This is a genomic window from Micromonospora sp. WMMD558 (genome assembly GCF_049315255.1).
GTDB lineage: Bacteria > Actinomycetota > Actinomycetes > Mycobacteriales > Micromonosporaceae > Micromonospora.
Window position 1 is genome coordinate 6,388,222 of record NZ_CP186061.1, and the last position, 13,366, is coordinate 6,401,587.

Annotated in this window: 14 protein-coding genes; 8 read left to right on the plus strand and 6 right to left on the minus strand. The window is 72.9% G+C overall.

From position 1 onward, the window contains the following. Positions 1-75: 75 nt before the first annotated feature. On the minus strand, positions 76-432 hold the full coding sequence (locus tag ACN26Y_RS30235; RefSeq protein WP_422734032.1) for a DUF3099 domain-containing protein: 357 nt from the start codon (positions 430-432) through the stop codon (positions 76-78). A 105-nt stretch (positions 433-537) separates the two neighbouring features. On the opposite strand from ACN26Y_RS30235, the gene ACN26Y_RS30240 reads away from it, so the two are divergent. Together ACN26Y_RS30240 and ACN26Y_RS30245 are read left to right on the plus strand one after the other, a co-directional pair. Beyond that, entirely contained in the window at positions 538-825 is a 288-nt protein-coding gene (locus tag ACN26Y_RS30240; protein ID WP_230688834.1) for a hypothetical protein, read from the plus strand. Positions 826-838: 13 nt separating this feature from the next. Beyond that, a complete protein-coding gene (locus ACN26Y_RS30245; RefSeq protein WP_155333444.1) occupies positions 839-1,147 on the plus strand; it encodes a hypothetical protein in 309 nt (102 codons plus the stop codon). A 17-nt stretch (positions 1,148-1,164) separates the two neighbouring features. Here the strand turns inward: ACN26Y_RS30245 and ACN26Y_RS30250 are convergent, their stop codons facing one another. The 3 genes from ACN26Y_RS30250 to ACN26Y_RS30260 all read right to left on the minus strand — a co-directional run bounded on the left by ACN26Y_RS30250 (position 1,165) and on the right by ACN26Y_RS30260 (position 3,636). Beyond that, a complete protein-coding gene (locus tag ACN26Y_RS30250) occupies positions 1,165-2,403 on the minus strand; it encodes a low temperature requirement protein A (protein ID WP_422734033.1) in 1,239 nt (412 codons plus the stop codon). Between the two features lie 96 nt (positions 2,404-2,499). Then, complete coding sequence (locus ACN26Y_RS30255) at positions 2,500-3,084, minus strand: HhH-GPD-type base excision DNA repair protein (protein WP_422734034.1); 585 nt, start codon at positions 3,082-3,084, stop codon at positions 2,500-2,502. Positions 3,085-3,168: 84 nt separating this feature from the next. Then, a complete protein-coding gene (locus tag ACN26Y_RS30260; RefSeq protein WP_422734035.1) occupies positions 3,169-3,636 on the minus strand; it encodes a hypothetical protein in 468 nt (155 codons plus the stop codon). 311 nt (positions 3,637-3,947) lie between these two features. Between ACN26Y_RS30260 and ACN26Y_RS30265 the strand changes: the two genes are divergently transcribed. The 3 genes from ACN26Y_RS30265 to ACN26Y_RS30275 are packed head-to-tail and all read left to right on the plus strand — an operon-like array spanning position 3,948 to position 7,665. Then, entirely contained in the window at positions 3,948-5,009 is a 1,062-nt protein-coding gene (locus tag ACN26Y_RS30265; RefSeq protein WP_230689118.1) for an iron ABC transporter substrate-binding protein, read from the plus strand. 44 nt (positions 5,010-5,053) lie between these two features. Continuing rightward, on the plus strand, positions 5,054-6,610 hold the full coding sequence (locus ACN26Y_RS30270) for an ABC transporter permease (RefSeq protein ID WP_155334360.1): 1,557 nt from the start codon (positions 5,054-5,056) through the stop codon (positions 6,608-6,610). After that, on the plus strand, positions 6,607-7,665 hold the full coding sequence (locus ACN26Y_RS30275; protein WP_155333449.1) for an ABC transporter ATP-binding protein: 1,059 nt from the start codon (positions 6,607-6,609) through the stop codon (positions 7,663-7,665). The genes ACN26Y_RS30270 and ACN26Y_RS30275 overlap by 4 nt, the downstream gene beginning before the upstream one ends. 98 nt (positions 7,666-7,763) lie before the next feature. Here the strand turns inward: ACN26Y_RS30275 and ACN26Y_RS30280 are convergent, their stop codons facing one another. Continuing rightward, complete coding sequence (locus ACN26Y_RS30280) at positions 7,764-8,981, minus strand: S8 family serine peptidase (RefSeq protein WP_422734036.1); 1,218 nt, start codon at positions 8,979-8,981, stop codon at positions 7,764-7,766. Positions 8,982-9,155: 174 nt separating this feature from the next. On the opposite strand from ACN26Y_RS30280, the gene ACN26Y_RS30285 reads away from it, so the two are divergent. Continuing rightward, positions 9,156-10,640 carry a DUF7059 domain-containing protein gene (locus ACN26Y_RS30285; protein ID WP_422734037.1) on the plus strand — a complete coding sequence of 495 codons (1,485 nt, stop codon included), beginning with the start codon at positions 9,156-9,158 and terminating at the stop codon, positions 10,638-10,640. Positions 10,641-10,713: 73 nt separating this feature from the next. Beyond that, complete coding sequence (gene dtd, locus ACN26Y_RS30290; RefSeq protein WP_422734038.1) at positions 10,714-11,136, plus strand: D-aminoacyl-tRNA deacylase; 423 nt, start codon at positions 10,714-10,716, stop codon at positions 11,134-11,136. 90 nt (positions 11,137-11,226) lie between these two features. On the opposite strand, the gene ACN26Y_RS30295 is transcribed toward dtd, so the two are convergent. After that, positions 11,227-12,015, minus strand: a complete 789-nt coding sequence (locus ACN26Y_RS30295) for a sporulation protein (RefSeq protein ID WP_155334361.1) — start codon at positions 12,013-12,015, stop codon at positions 11,227-11,229. Positions 12,016-12,276: 261 nt separating this feature from the next. Here ACN26Y_RS30295 and sigB point away from each other — a divergent pair, with 261 nt between their 5' ends. Then, positions 12,277-13,293, plus strand: a complete 1,017-nt coding sequence (gene sigB / locus ACN26Y_RS30300) for an RNA polymerase sigma factor SigB (RefSeq protein ID WP_370463284.1) — start codon at positions 12,277-12,279, stop codon at positions 13,291-13,293. The last annotated feature ends 73 nt before the right edge of the window (positions 13,294-13,366 follow it).

The window sequence follows — 13,366 nt, forward strand, 5'->3', positions numbered from 1 at the left end:
CGGGCTGTCCGACCGGTGCGGCCGTCGTCCCGACGACCGATCAGTGCTTGGCGGAGCGGGTTCGAGCCGGGCGGATCAGGGCTCGGCGTCGATGACCTTGTGGGGCTGCTCCTCGGCGGTCAGGCTCATCGGCGGGGTCTCGTCCCGCTGCCGCGGCTGGAAGCGGCCGGCCAGGCGGTGCTGTTCCTTGGGCGGCCGGTCGTTGGCGAGCAGCACGGCGAGCCAGGGGATGAGGATCATGCCCAGGGCGACCAGCGGCAGCCAGAGCCAGAGCAGTGGGGCCTGCGCGCCGACCAGGATCGCGCCGACGATCACGCACGCGACCCGGATGCCCATCATCAGCACGTACCGCTTCTGCCGGCTGTTGAGCTGGTCGTCCTGACTGCGCGAGGCGTCGGTGATCAGGATCGGCTGGTACGCCTGATGCTTCACCGCGGACCTCCTCGAGGGGTTACGCCCCATCCTGTCACTCCGCAGGCGTGATCAGCGAGATTCGACGCATACCAGGTCGTGTTACGCCCGTGGTACGCTCGCGCCGTGGGCAGCAGGTTCAGCTTCACCGACGAGGCGCTGGCAAACCTGAGGGTCTACGACGTCACGCCGGGGGAAGTCTGGGAGGCGCTGCACAGCGGTCGGCGGGTCATCCGCCACCTGGGCGACGACGTGATGGTCGTCTACGCCTCCGCCCGTCGGGGGCGCCGGCTGGCCGTGCTGCTCGCCGAGGCCGACGGCACCGACAACGACTGGGACATCCTCTCCGCCCGCGAGCTGACCGACGTGGAGGCCAAGCGTTACGACGAGGCCGTGCGGAGAGAGCGCCGATGAGGAGGCGGTCAGCATGAACCGTGACGAGGCGGTCAAGCGGTTCCACGGCGGCGACGCTCTTGCCGACCTGATCGACGAGAGCCAGCCCGCGGAGCTGCCCACCCCGGACACCGACGGCCCGATGGTGAGCCGGTCGGTCCGGCTGCCCCTGGAGACGTACGAGCGGGTTCGCGCCGCCGCGGACGCGCGGGGCATCGGGGTGACCACGCTCATGCGGCAGTGGATCGAGGCCGGCCTGGCCGACCTGGACGACTCGGCGACGGTCTCCCTCGCCGACGTCCGGCGCGCGCTCGCCGCCCTCTCCCGCCCGACGGCCGCCTGATCCCGTCCCGCCCCTCGTCAGGCGGGGAAGGTGCCACCGCGGGAGGTCCGGCGCCCCAGTGGGGAGGCGGGCCGCTCGGGCGGCCGCCGCCGGCCGCGCAGCACGTCGGCGACCGCGACCCCGGAGAGCACCACCACGACCAGCGCCAGCGCCGCCATCGGGGGCGCCTGGGTGAGCGGCGGGACGGCCAGCGCCAGGACCACCACCGCCACGACCCGGGGCCGGGAGACGCGGCCGAAGATCTCGTACTCGAAGCGGGCCCGGGCGATCAGGAAGAGCACCGGGCCGCCGACCACGAAGAGCAGCCACACCGGCTCCAGCGGATCGAACGGGTGGTCGATCACCAGCTCGTAGCCGACGCCCGTGGCCAGCACCGCCGCGACGATGAACAGGTGGGTCTGGGTGGCGGAGGTGCCCAGCGGACCCGGCTCGCGGGCCGCGCGCAGGGCTTCGGCGAACAGGTGGCCGGCCCGGTGGAAGTAGATCCGCCAGAGCAGCGCCGTGGTGATGAACGCGAGCGCGAATGCGAGGGCCCGATCGTCGTCGAAGTCGGGCCCGCTGTACGTCATGCCGATCACCAGGATCGTCTCGCCGAGCGCGATGAGAAACATCTGCTGGTAGCGCTCCGCGAGGTGCTCGCCCTCGATCCGCCAGCCGGACGGGCGGGCGGCGCCCAGCCGCGGGAGCGGCCAGCCCAGCGTCAGGCCCAGATAGTCGATCGTCAGGGCGAGTAGCCACAGCGGCATCCGCAGCTCGTCCGGGCCGAGCGCGCCGGCGAGCCAGGGCACCCCGCCCACCGCCGCCCAGCCGGCGAGCCGCAGCGGCACCTGCCGGCGCGGATGCCCGCGCAGCGCGGCGGCGATGACCAGCGGCCGGCCGATCATGACCGACAGGTACGCGGCCACGAACGGCACCGCCCGCTCCTCGAAGGCACGGGGCAACGCCACGGCCATGACCAGGCTGCCGAACATGGTGCCGACCACGACCGCCTGGATGACCGTCCGCTCCGGCTCGTAGCGGCTGGTCACCCAGGTGGTGAGGTTCCAGACCAGCCAGACCGCCAGGAAGAGCAGCAGCGTCTCCAGGAGGCCGTCACCCGGCTGCCGACCGGTGACGTCGTCGACGAGCCGCTGCGACACCCGGGTCAGCGCGAAGACGAGAGCCAGGTCGAAGAAGAGCTCCAGGAAGGTGGCCCGGGGTGAGCTGACCGCCGGCCGGAGCAACGCCGCCCCGCGTTCCGCCCTCGCCCCGTCCACCTGGGCTTCAACGAGCCGACCGGAACCCCGTTGCGTCGCCCCGGCCGCGTCACACCGACGGAGCCAGCTGCCCCCGCGCGGTGCAGGTCGGTGGCGTCAGGCCTTCGCTGCCTTCGCGGCCGCCTTCATCTCCTGCTTGTACTCCCGGACCCGGCGCAGCGACTCCGCGTCGGTGACGTCGGCGACGGACCGGTACGCGTCGGTGTCCCCGTAGCCGCCGGCCGCCTCGCGCCAGCCCTCCGGCGTGACCCCGAACCGCTTGCCGAGCAGGGCGACGAAGATCTGCGCCTTCTGCTTGCCGAACCCCGGCAGGTCGGCGACGCGGCGCAGCAGCTCACGGCCGTCGGCGACCCCGTTCCACAGCCGGGCGGCGTCGCCGTCGTACCGGTCGACGAGGACCTGGCACACCTCCTGCACCCGGGCCGCCATCGCCTTGGGGAAGCGGTGCAGCGCCGGTGGGGTCGCGAAGAGGGCGACCAGGGCCTCGGGGTCGTACCCGGCCAGCTCGGCGGCGTCCGGCTCGTGCCCGAGGCGCTGGGCGAGCACGTACGGCGAGGAGAACGCCTTCTCCATCGAGACTTGTTGATCGAGCACGAGCCCGAGGACGAGAGCCAGCTGATTCCGATTGATAAATTCGTTGGCCTCGGGATCGATGGGCAGTGACAGCGTCATGGGGACCATCCTGCCGTCGATCGGGCAGCTCCGGGCACATCCTTGCCGGACGGCGCGTGATGCCTTGTCAGCGGGGAGGCAGACGATTGATGGCTAGTAGTGTGCGAGGATCTGCGCGACCGGGTGACCCAGAAGGTCGGCCGCGCGGGCCAGTTCGTTGGGGTCGAGTTCGTATCCCGCCCTAGTCGCGTTCAAGGCGCTCACCTCGAAGCGAGCGAAGCCAATCGGCTCCTCGTAATGCAAGGTGTTCAGCCCCACGACGGCACCGCAGCAAGGCACTGCCACGTCCAGGTGGTCGAAACCCATGCCGTTCTCGCGGACGAGGTCACCGAGCCAATCCATGCTGATGACTCCGGCGCAGCGCGGGCACGTGATCCGCTCCATGTACATGCCGGCGTCTATCAAGGTCACTCGGTCGTAGAAGGTCTGTTTCACCTCGTCGACAGCGTCACCGGGCCCGGAGAACAGGCTCGCCACGTAGGCGACGAGGGCGGCTGCGGCTTCGGGATCCGGCTGCCAGTTCGGATCCGTGGGAACCAGGCGGATGTAGTCATCGCTCACCGGTCTGGCCAGACGCCCGTTGAGCTGGGGTGGGGCCTCTCCATGGTTAACGCACCTGCTGGTCGAGAACCATGCCGACGAGCAGCGCCAGCGGGCTGCGCCGCAGCAGCGCGTTGGCCTCCGGTTCGATGGGCAGCGCGAGCGTCATGCTCTCCATCCTGCCCCTCGACCGGGCCCTCGGGCATCCCGACCCACCGGCCGTTACGGCGATGCGTGATCCAACCGGCACTCCGATTCACGATGAGGTTAGCCTGTGCTAACTTCACCCCGGTCGCGCCTGCCGTCGTCCGTCGACTCCCTGGAGGGTCCGCATCGTGTCCGCAACGTTCCGCCGGTCCACCACGACGCTCGTCGCGGCCGGGCTGCTCGCCGTCGGCCTGGTCGCCTGCGGGTCCGGTGAGGACGACGCCGCCGATCCCGGCAAGCCGAACGACAAGGTCATCACGGTCTACAGCGGCCGCAACGAGCAGCTGATCAAGCCGCTGCTGGACAAGTTCAGCCAGCAGACCGGCATCAAGGTCCAGACCCGGTACGCCACCACCGCCCAGCTCGCGGCGCAGCTCGTCGAGGAGGGCGACAAGTCCCCCGCCGACGTGTTCCTGGCGCAGGACGCCGGCGCGCTCGGCACGGTGGCCAAGAAGGGCATGTTCGCCACGCTGCCGGAGGCGGCCACCGGCAAGGTCGCCGAGGCGTACCGGGCGCGCAGCGGCCAGTGGGTCGGCGTGAGCGCCCGCTCCCGCGTGCTCGTCTACAACGCCGACCAGGTCACGACCGACCAGCTCCCGACGTCCGTCTTCGACCTGACCGGCCCGACGTGGAAGGGCAAGGTCGCGATCGCTCCGACCAACGCCTCGTTCCAGGCCTTCGTCACCGCGATCCGGGTGCAGCACGGCGACCAGAAGGCGAAGGACTTCCTGGCCGGCCTCAAGGCCAACGAACCGCAGATCCGGGACAACAACATCAAGATCGTCGAAGAGGTCAACGACGGCAAGGTGGCGGTCGGCCTGGTCAACCACTACTACCTGGGCGAGATCGCCAAGGAGCAGGGCACCACCCCGGAGGCGATGAAGGCCAAGCTGCACTTCTTCCCCGGCGGCGACACCGGCGCGCTGGTGAACGTGGCCGGCGTCGGGGTGCTCAAGCGCTCCACCGAGGACGCCGACGCCAAGGCGTTCGTCGACTACCTGCTCGGCGCGGAGGCCCAGCAGTACTTCGCCGAGGAGACCTTCGAGTATCCGGTGGTGACCGGCGTCCCGGGCCCGGCGTACGTGCCGCCGCTGGCCGACCTGAAGGTACCGGCCATCGACCTGAACGACCTCGACACGCTCGAGGCCACCGTCGCCATGATCACCGAATCGGGGCTGGTGCCCTGACCAGTCCGACGACCACCGCAGGGCCGGTCCTCGACGGGCCGGCCCTGTCCCGCGTACGCGGGAAGGCACGCCGGCTGGCCCCGCGCCCGGCGCTGCTCGCGGCCTCGACCGCGGCGGTGGCCGCGGCCCTGCTTCCCCTGGTCTACCTCGCGGTCCGCACCGCCGAGGCGGGGCTCGACCGGCTCGCCGCCGAGCTGTGGACCGAACGGGTCGCGCTGCTCGCCCTCCGCAGCCTCGGCTTGGCGGCCGTGGTCACCGCCGCCTGCGTGGTACTCGGCGTCGGCGCCGCCTTCCTGGTCACCCGCACCGACCTGCCCGGCCGGCGGACCTTCGCCGTGCTGGCCGCGCTGCCGCTGGCCGTCCCCACCTACATCGCGGCGTTCGCCTGGGTCTCCACGGTCGACGGGCTGGAGGGCTTCTGGCCGGCGGCGCTGGTGCTGACGCTCTGTTCGTACCCGTACGTCTTCCTGCCGGTCGCGGCCGCGCTGCGCGGCGCGGACCCGGCGCAGGAGGAGGTGTCCCGGTCGCTGGGCCGATCCGGCTGGCAGACGTTCACCGCCGTGACCCTGCGGCAGATCCGCCCGGCCACCGCCGCCGGCGGGCTGCTGGTGGCCCTGTACGTGCTCTCCGACTTCGGCGCCGTGTCGATCCTGCGGGCGGACACCTTCACCCGGGCCATCTTCATCGCGTTCGACCTGGGCTTCGACCGCACCGGCGCCCTGGTGCTCTCCAGCGTGCTCGTGGCCCTGACCGTGCTCCTGCTCGCCGCCGAGACGGCGACCCGCCGCCGGGGCGCCCGGTACGCGCGCCTCGGCGGCGCCCGCCGCCCACCGGCCCGCCTGCGGCTCGGCGCGGTCCGCTGGCCGGCCCTGGCGGCGTTGCTCGGCGTGGCCGCACTCGCCCTCGGCGTGCCCGCGGTCAGCCTGGCGCAGCGCCTGGTCACCGGGGTGTCCCGCCCGGGTGCCCTCACCGAGGTCGCGGTCGCCGCCGGCAACTCGCTCACCGTCTCCCTCGCGGGCGCGGCGCTCACCATGCTGCTGGCCCTGCCGCTGGGGCTGCTCGTCGCCCGGGCGCCCGGCGTGCTGACCACCGTCCTCGACCGGCTCGCGTACCTCGCCCACGCCCTGCCCGGCGTGGTGATCGGGCTGTCGCTGATCTTCTTCGGCATCGCCGTCGCGTACCCGCTGTACCAGACCCGGTGGCTGCTGGCGCTGGCGTACGCGACGCTCTTCCTGCCCCTCGCGGTCGGCGCGGTCGCCGCAGCCGCCGCCCAGTCCCCGCCCGGGCTGGAGGAGGTCGCCCGCTCCCTCGGCCGGGGCCCGCTGACCGTGCTGCGGACGGTCACCCTGCCGCTGACCCTGCCCGGCATCGGGGCGGGCGCGGCGCTGGTCTTCCTGACCGGCATGAAGGAGCTTCCCGCCACCCTGCTGCTGCGCCCGACCGGGACGGACACGCTCGCCACCGAACTGTGGACCGCGACGTCCGTCGGGGCGTACGCGGCAGCGGCCCCGTACGCGGCGCTGCTGGTGGCGATCTCCGCGCTACCCACGTGGCTGCTGGTCGCCCGCAGCGGTCTGCTGGACAAGGAGGACCACGGATGAGCGAGGTCGTGCTGGCCGGTGTGGTCAAGCGGTACGGCGCGGTCACCGCGCTGGCCGGAGTGGACCTCACCGTGCCGTCCGGGCTGCTCACCGCCGTGCTGGGGCCGTCCGGCTGCGGCAAGACGACGCTGCTGCGCTGCCTCGCCGGGTTCGAGCGGCTGGACGGCGGCGAGATCCGCATCGACGGCACCCCGGTCGCCGGGGCCGGCCGGCACGTCCCCGCGCACCGCCGCCGCATCGCCGTCGTACCGCAGGAGGGCGCTCTCTTCCCGCACCTCAGCGTCGCCGACAACGTGGCGTACGGGCTGGACCGCGCGGCCCGCCGGGGCGACCGGGTCGAGGAGGTGCTGGCTCTGGTGGGTCTCGCCGGCTACGGCGACCGGATGCCGCACCAACTCTCCGGCGGGCAGCAGCAGCGGGTCGCGGTGGCCCGGGCGCTCGCGCCCCGCCCCTCCGTGGTGCTGCTGGACGAGCCGTTCAGCGCCCTGGACGCCGGGCTGCGGGCCGGGCTGCGCCACGACGTGCGGGAGGCGCTGCGCGCCGACGGCGCGACCGGGGTGCTGGTCACCCACGACCAGGGCGAGGCCCTGTCGGTGGCCGACCGGGTGGTGGTGCTGCGCACCGGTCGGGTGGTGCAGGCCGGGACGCCGACAACCGTGTACCGGGAACCCGCCGACGAGTGGGTGGCGGGCTTCGTCGGCGACGCCGTCCTGCTGCCGGCGGTCGTCGAGGACGGCAGCGCCCGTACGCCCCTGGGTGTGGTGCCCGTCGCCGGCGCCGCACCGGCCGGCCCGGTGACCGTTCTGGTCCGCCCCGAGCAGGTGCGCGTCACCAGCCGCCCCGGCCCGGTCACCGCGACCGTGCTGCGGCACGACTTCCACGGGCACGACGCGCTGGTCGGCCTGCGGCTCGCCGACGGCACCCGGGTCACCGCCCGGATCCTGGACGGCGGCCCGGCGGTCCCGATCGGCGCCGAGGTCGGGGTGACCGTGGAGGGCACCGCCCGCGCCTTCCCGTCCCGAACCCCGTCGCCCCGCACCCTGACCGCGGCCTGACCGCGGCGCGGCGACGACGCGGCGTGGCGTGGCGCACACCGGGCGGGCCGCAGGCGGCCCACCCGGTGTGCCGGCGGGTCAGTTCACCACGAAGCGGGTCAGTTCACCACGAAGAGGAGGCGGTTCGGCGAGCCCGAACCCGGGCTGGCGACCTTGCCGGTGGTGGCGTTGCTGGTCAGGTAGCTGCCGACCTGCGACGGGCTCCACGACGGGTTGGCCGAGAGCACGAGGGCGGCGGCGCCGGCCACGTGCGGTGCGGCCATCGAGGTGCCGCTCAGCGTGGCGGTCGCGGTGTCGCTGGTCCGGTACGCGGACAGGATGCTCGACCCGGGCGCGAAGATGTCCAGGCAGGATCCGTAGTTGGAGAACGACGAACGGGCGTCGCTGCTGGTGGTGGACCCGACGGTGAGCGCCGACGGGGTACGGGCCGGCGAGTAGTTGCAGGCGTTCGCGCTGGAGTTGCCGGCGGCCACCGCGTACGTGATGCCGGAGGCGACGGAGTTGGCCACCGCGTTGTCGAGGGCGCTGCTGGCACCGCCGCCGAGGCTCATGTTGGCCACCGCCGGCTTCACGGCGTTGGCGGTCACCCAGTTGACCCCGTTGACGACGCCGGTGATGGTGCCGCTGCCGGAGCAGTTCAGCACCTTCACCGCGACGAGCCGGACCTGCTTGGCGACGCCGTACGTCGAGCCGCCGACCGTACCGGCGACGTGGGTGCCGTGCCCGTTGCAGTCGGTGTTGTTGCTGTCGACCGTGTTGGTGCCCCAGGTGGCCCGGCCGCCGAACTGCGTGTGCGTCGTGCGGATGCCGGTGTCGATGATGTACGCCCGGACGTTGGAGGCGGTGTTCGGGTAGGTGAAGCTGCGGCTCAGCGGCAGGTTGCGCTGGTCGATGCGGTCCAGACCCCAGGGCGGGTTGGACTGCGTCGCGGTGGCGGTGAGCACCTTGTCCTGCTCGACGTACGCGACGGCCGGGTCGGCGGCCAGCCGGCGCGCCTGGCCGGCGGTCATCGTCGCGCTGAAGCCGGTCAGCGCCGCGCTGTACACGTCGCGGACGCTGCCTCCGTACCGTTTCACCAGCGTCGCGGCCCGGTCCGGCACGGCCGTGCGGGCGGTGGCGGACCCGGCGGTGCCCACCGTGTCCCCCTCGAGGACGACCAGGTAGCTCCCGCTGATGGCGGTCGGGGCGCCCGCGCCCCGGATCTCGCCGGTCGGCGCCGCCTGCGCCGGGGTGGTGACGGCCGCCGCGACGGCCACGGCGGTGGCGGTGACGGCGAACGCCCGGGTGAGGCGCCGTGGAACGAACCCTGCTGGCATCGTCTGCCTCCCTGCTCGGCACGCCGGGCTCGTGGCCGGGGCGGCGTGCCATCGACGGTCAGTGCTGGTCATGCTAGCCATTGCATAGATGTACGTCACTCGCATGTTCATCAATTGAAGGCGGGTCCGGCAGGTGGCGCGGTCCCGGCCCGGCGCGCGAGGCAGGATGACGACGTGGACGAACACGACATGCTGCTCTCCCCCAGCGGAGTGGCGGCGCTGCGGACCGCGCTCACCCGGGCCAACTTCACGTCGAACGGCATCGCCGCCCGACTCGGCGCGCAGGCCACCGGCGGGGTGGCCCGCAACGACTTCCGCGCCGCGCTGCGCGCCACCGAGGACGGCGACCCGCTCGCCACCCTGATCCGGGTCTTCATCTGCGAGCAGACCGAGCCGGGGGCCGCCGTCGCCGCCGCGCTCGCGCCCCTGCCGATCGAGGAGGCGCTCGCCGGCGGCCTGGTCGAACGGCACGGTGACGGGCTACGGATGGGCCTGGACCTGGAGCCGTACGGGGACGACTGGTGGGTGCTCGCCGACGTCCCGGCGAGCGCCCGGCCCGGCCGCCCCCTGCACGCCGAGCACGTGCTCGGCATCGGCGGCGCCACCCAGACGCTGATCGGCGCGACCGTCCGGCGGCCGGTGGAGACCGCGCTGGACCTGGGGACCGGCTCCGGCGTCCAGGCCCTGCACCTGTCGACCCACGCCGGGAGGGTCACCGCCACCGACGTCTCCGAGCGCGCCCTGCGTTTCGCCGCCACCACCGCCGCCCTCAACGGCCAGGACTGGGAGCTGCTGCGCGGCGACATGGTGGCCCCGGTCGCCGGCCGCCGCTTCGACCTGGTGGTCAGCAACCCGCCGTTCGTCGTCGGCCCCGGCACCACCACGCACGTCTACCGCGACTCCGGCCGGGTCGGGGACGCGATCGGCGCCGAACTGGCCGCCGCCGCGCCGGGCCTGCTCACCGAGGGCGGCACCATGCAGTACCTGGCCAACTGGGTGCACGTGGCCGGCGAGGACTGGGCCGAGCGGGTCACCGGATGGTTCGCCGGCACCGGGCTGGACGCCTGGGTGATCCAGCGTGAGGTCGCCGACCCGATGGCGTACGTCAACCTCTGGCTCACCGACGTCGGCGAGGCGGCCGACCCGCGGCGGATGGCCGAGTGGCTGGACTGGTTCGACGCGCACAAGGTCGAGGCGATCGGCTTCGGCATCGTGTCGCTGCGCCGCGCCGGCCACGACGCCCCGGTCGTCCGTGTCGAGGACCTGCGCCAGCGGGTGGAGGCGCCGCTCGGCGACCGCGTGGCGACGTGGTTCGACCGCCAGGACTGGCTCCGCGTACGCGGGACCGACGAGCTGCTCGCGTCGCGCTACCGGGCCGCCGACGGCCTCCAGCTGCGGCAGGAGGCGACCATGGGCGACGAGGGCTGGGCCGTCGACCGGCAGGTGCTCGCGATGCCGCACGGCCTGCGCTGGACCGAGGAGATCGACCCCCTCGTCCTGGCCCTGGTCGGCGGGGCGGACGGGCGACTGCCGCTGCGCGACCAGCTGGCCCTGCTCGCCGCCGCGCACGACGTGGCTCCCGAGGAGCTGGCCGAGGCGGCCGGCCCGATCGTGGCCCACCTGGTCGAGCGGGGCTTCATCGAGCCGGTGGACGCCTGATGCCGGCGGCGGCAGGGCCGACCGGGCGTGGCCGGGTCGCGGCCGGGCCGGCCGGGGCCGGGAGGGCCATCTGATGCGGGCGGTGGTGCAGACGGTCGGCCAGGCCAGCGTGACGGTCGACGGCGAGGTGGTCGGCGCGATCGACGACGGGCTGCTGGTACTGCTGGGCGTCACCCACGCCGACACTCCGCAGATCGCGCAGACCATGGCCCGCAAGGTGCACGAGCTGCGCATCCTGGACGACGAGCGGTCCGCCGCCGACACCGGCGCGCCGATCCTGGTGGTCAGCCAGTTCACCCTCTACGGCGACGCCCGCAAGGGCCGGCGACCGAGCTGGACGGCGGCCGCCCCGGCGGAGGTGGCGGAACCGCTGGTCACGGAGGTCGTCGAGGCGCTGCGGGCCCGCGGCGCCAAAGTGGAGACCGGCCGCTTCCGCACCCACATGCTGGTCGAGAGCGTCAACGTCGGTCCCCGCACGGTCCTTTTGGATCTCTGACAACCCCGCCCAACATCCGTTGATCATGAAGTTAGCGGGGATCTTGCCCCTCGTGGAATCCGCCAACTTCATGATCGACGAGGACTGAGCTCAGAAGAACAGGCCGCGGCGCTGAAGGGACTGACGGAGCCAGGCGTCGAGCTGGGCGGTCCAGTCGGTGCGGTCGGCCGTCGCGTGGTCGACCGTGAAGCGGCCGAAGGTGTCCCGCCCCTCGGTGAACAGGCCACCCCGCTTGTCGAGCTCCAGGACGACCTGGATCTGCTGCGGGTCGGTCACGAAGGTGACCTCCAACTGCTTGATGGCGTTCGCGTACTGGGGCGCCGGGTAGAACTCGATCTCCTGGTAGAACGGCAGCGTCTGCCGTACGCCGTAGATGTGGCCGCGCTCGACGTCGGCGCGGGCGAAGCGGAAGCCCAGCCGGAGGAAGGCGTCCAGGATCCGCTCCTGCGACGGGAGCGGGTGCACGGCCACCGCGTCCAGGTCGCCCTTGTCGACCGCGCGGGCCACCTCCAGCTCCGTACGCAGGCCCATCGTCATGCCGTGCAGGTGCTGGCCGTACAGCTCGGTCAGCGGGGTCTCCCAGGGCACGTCGAAGCGGAACGGAATGTCGTACCGCTGCCCGGCCTCCAGCCGGAACGCGCCGGTGGCGTGCTGGCGGTGGAACTCCTGCGTGGTCTCGTAGTCGTTGTCACCGCTCTCCACCTCGACGCGGGTGACCAGGCCCAACGCCACGTACGTGACGTCGACCGGGTGGTCGCCGCCCGCGACGTGGACGGTGCCCTCCAGTTGGCCGCCGGGGCGGCAGTTCGGGTTCGCCAGGACGGTTTCCACCGAGGGACCACCGACACCCATCGCCTGCATGAGCCGCTTGAAGACCACGACGCCCTCCATCACCTGTGCCGAGGTTCGCCGGCGGTCGCCCCTACTGGCCCGGTGCCGGCAGCCGGCCGCTCCGGCCGGTCGCTGGCACGGTAACCGGGCCCGGCAAGGGTCACCCGTCGACGACACGCCCGGTGGGATTCCTGTCGGGTCCCCGATCGCCTCACTCCCGTTTTACGCCCCGCCCGCCAAGCTGTTTGTCAACCGGCACCACCGGGCCGGATCACACGGCACAGACGTGGACACGGGGAGAGACGAAAGATGGCCCTGCAGATGATGGAGCACCGGATGCGCCCGGCCGGCACGATCGAGACCGACCACGGCACCGAGACCCTGACCGACCTGGACGCCACCGACGAGCGTGGCGTCTCCACGGACCTGGTCCGGGCATACCTCAACGGCATCGGCAAGACCAAGCTGCTGACCGCCGCCCAGGAGGTCGAGCTGGCCCGTCGCATCGAGGCCGGGCTCTTCGCCGAGGAGAAGCTCGCCACGTGCACGCCCGTCTCGGCCGGGCTGCGGGCCGACCTGGAACTCGTCGCCGCCGAGGGGCGGGCCGCCAAGGACCACCTCCTGGAGGCGAACCTGCGCCTCGTCGTGAGCATCGCCAAGCGGTACACGGGCCGCGGCATGGCCTTCCTCGACCTGATCCAGGAGGGCAACCTCGGCCTGATCCGCGCGGTCGAGAAGTTCGACTACACCAAGGGCTACAAGTTCTCCACCTACGCCACCTGGTGGATCCGCCAGGCCATCACCCGCGCCATGGCCGACCAGGCCCGCACCATCCGCATCCCGGTGCACATGGTCGAGCAGGTCAACCGGATGGTGCGGGCCCGCCGAGAGCTGGCCGTCGCGCTGGGCCGGGAGCCCACCGTGGCCGAGGTGGCGCGGGCGCTGGACGTGCCCGAGTTCCAGGTGATCGAGCTGATCTCGTACGACCGCGAGCCGGTGAGCCTCGACCAGGCGGTCGGCGAGGACGGCGAGAGCGCACTCGGTGACTTCGTCGCGGCGGTGGACCCGGCGGCCGGCCCGGACGAGGCGGCCGCACACGGCGAGCTGCGCCAGGAGGTGAGCATCGTGCTCGCCACCCTCTCGCAGCGTGAGCAGGCGGTGATCCGGCTCCGGTTCGGGCTGGACGACGGCCGGCAGCGCACCCTGGACGAGGTCGGGAAGGAGTTCGGCCTGTCCCGCGAGCGGATCCGGCAGATCGAGAAGGTGACGCTGCTCAAGCTGCGCGCCCCGGAGCGGGCGCAGCGGCTGGAGGCGTACGCCTGCTGACGCGCGTCCCGACGACGGCCCCGGCGGTTCGCCGGGGCCGTTCGTCGTACCCGGTGCTTGACCCGTCCGCTCG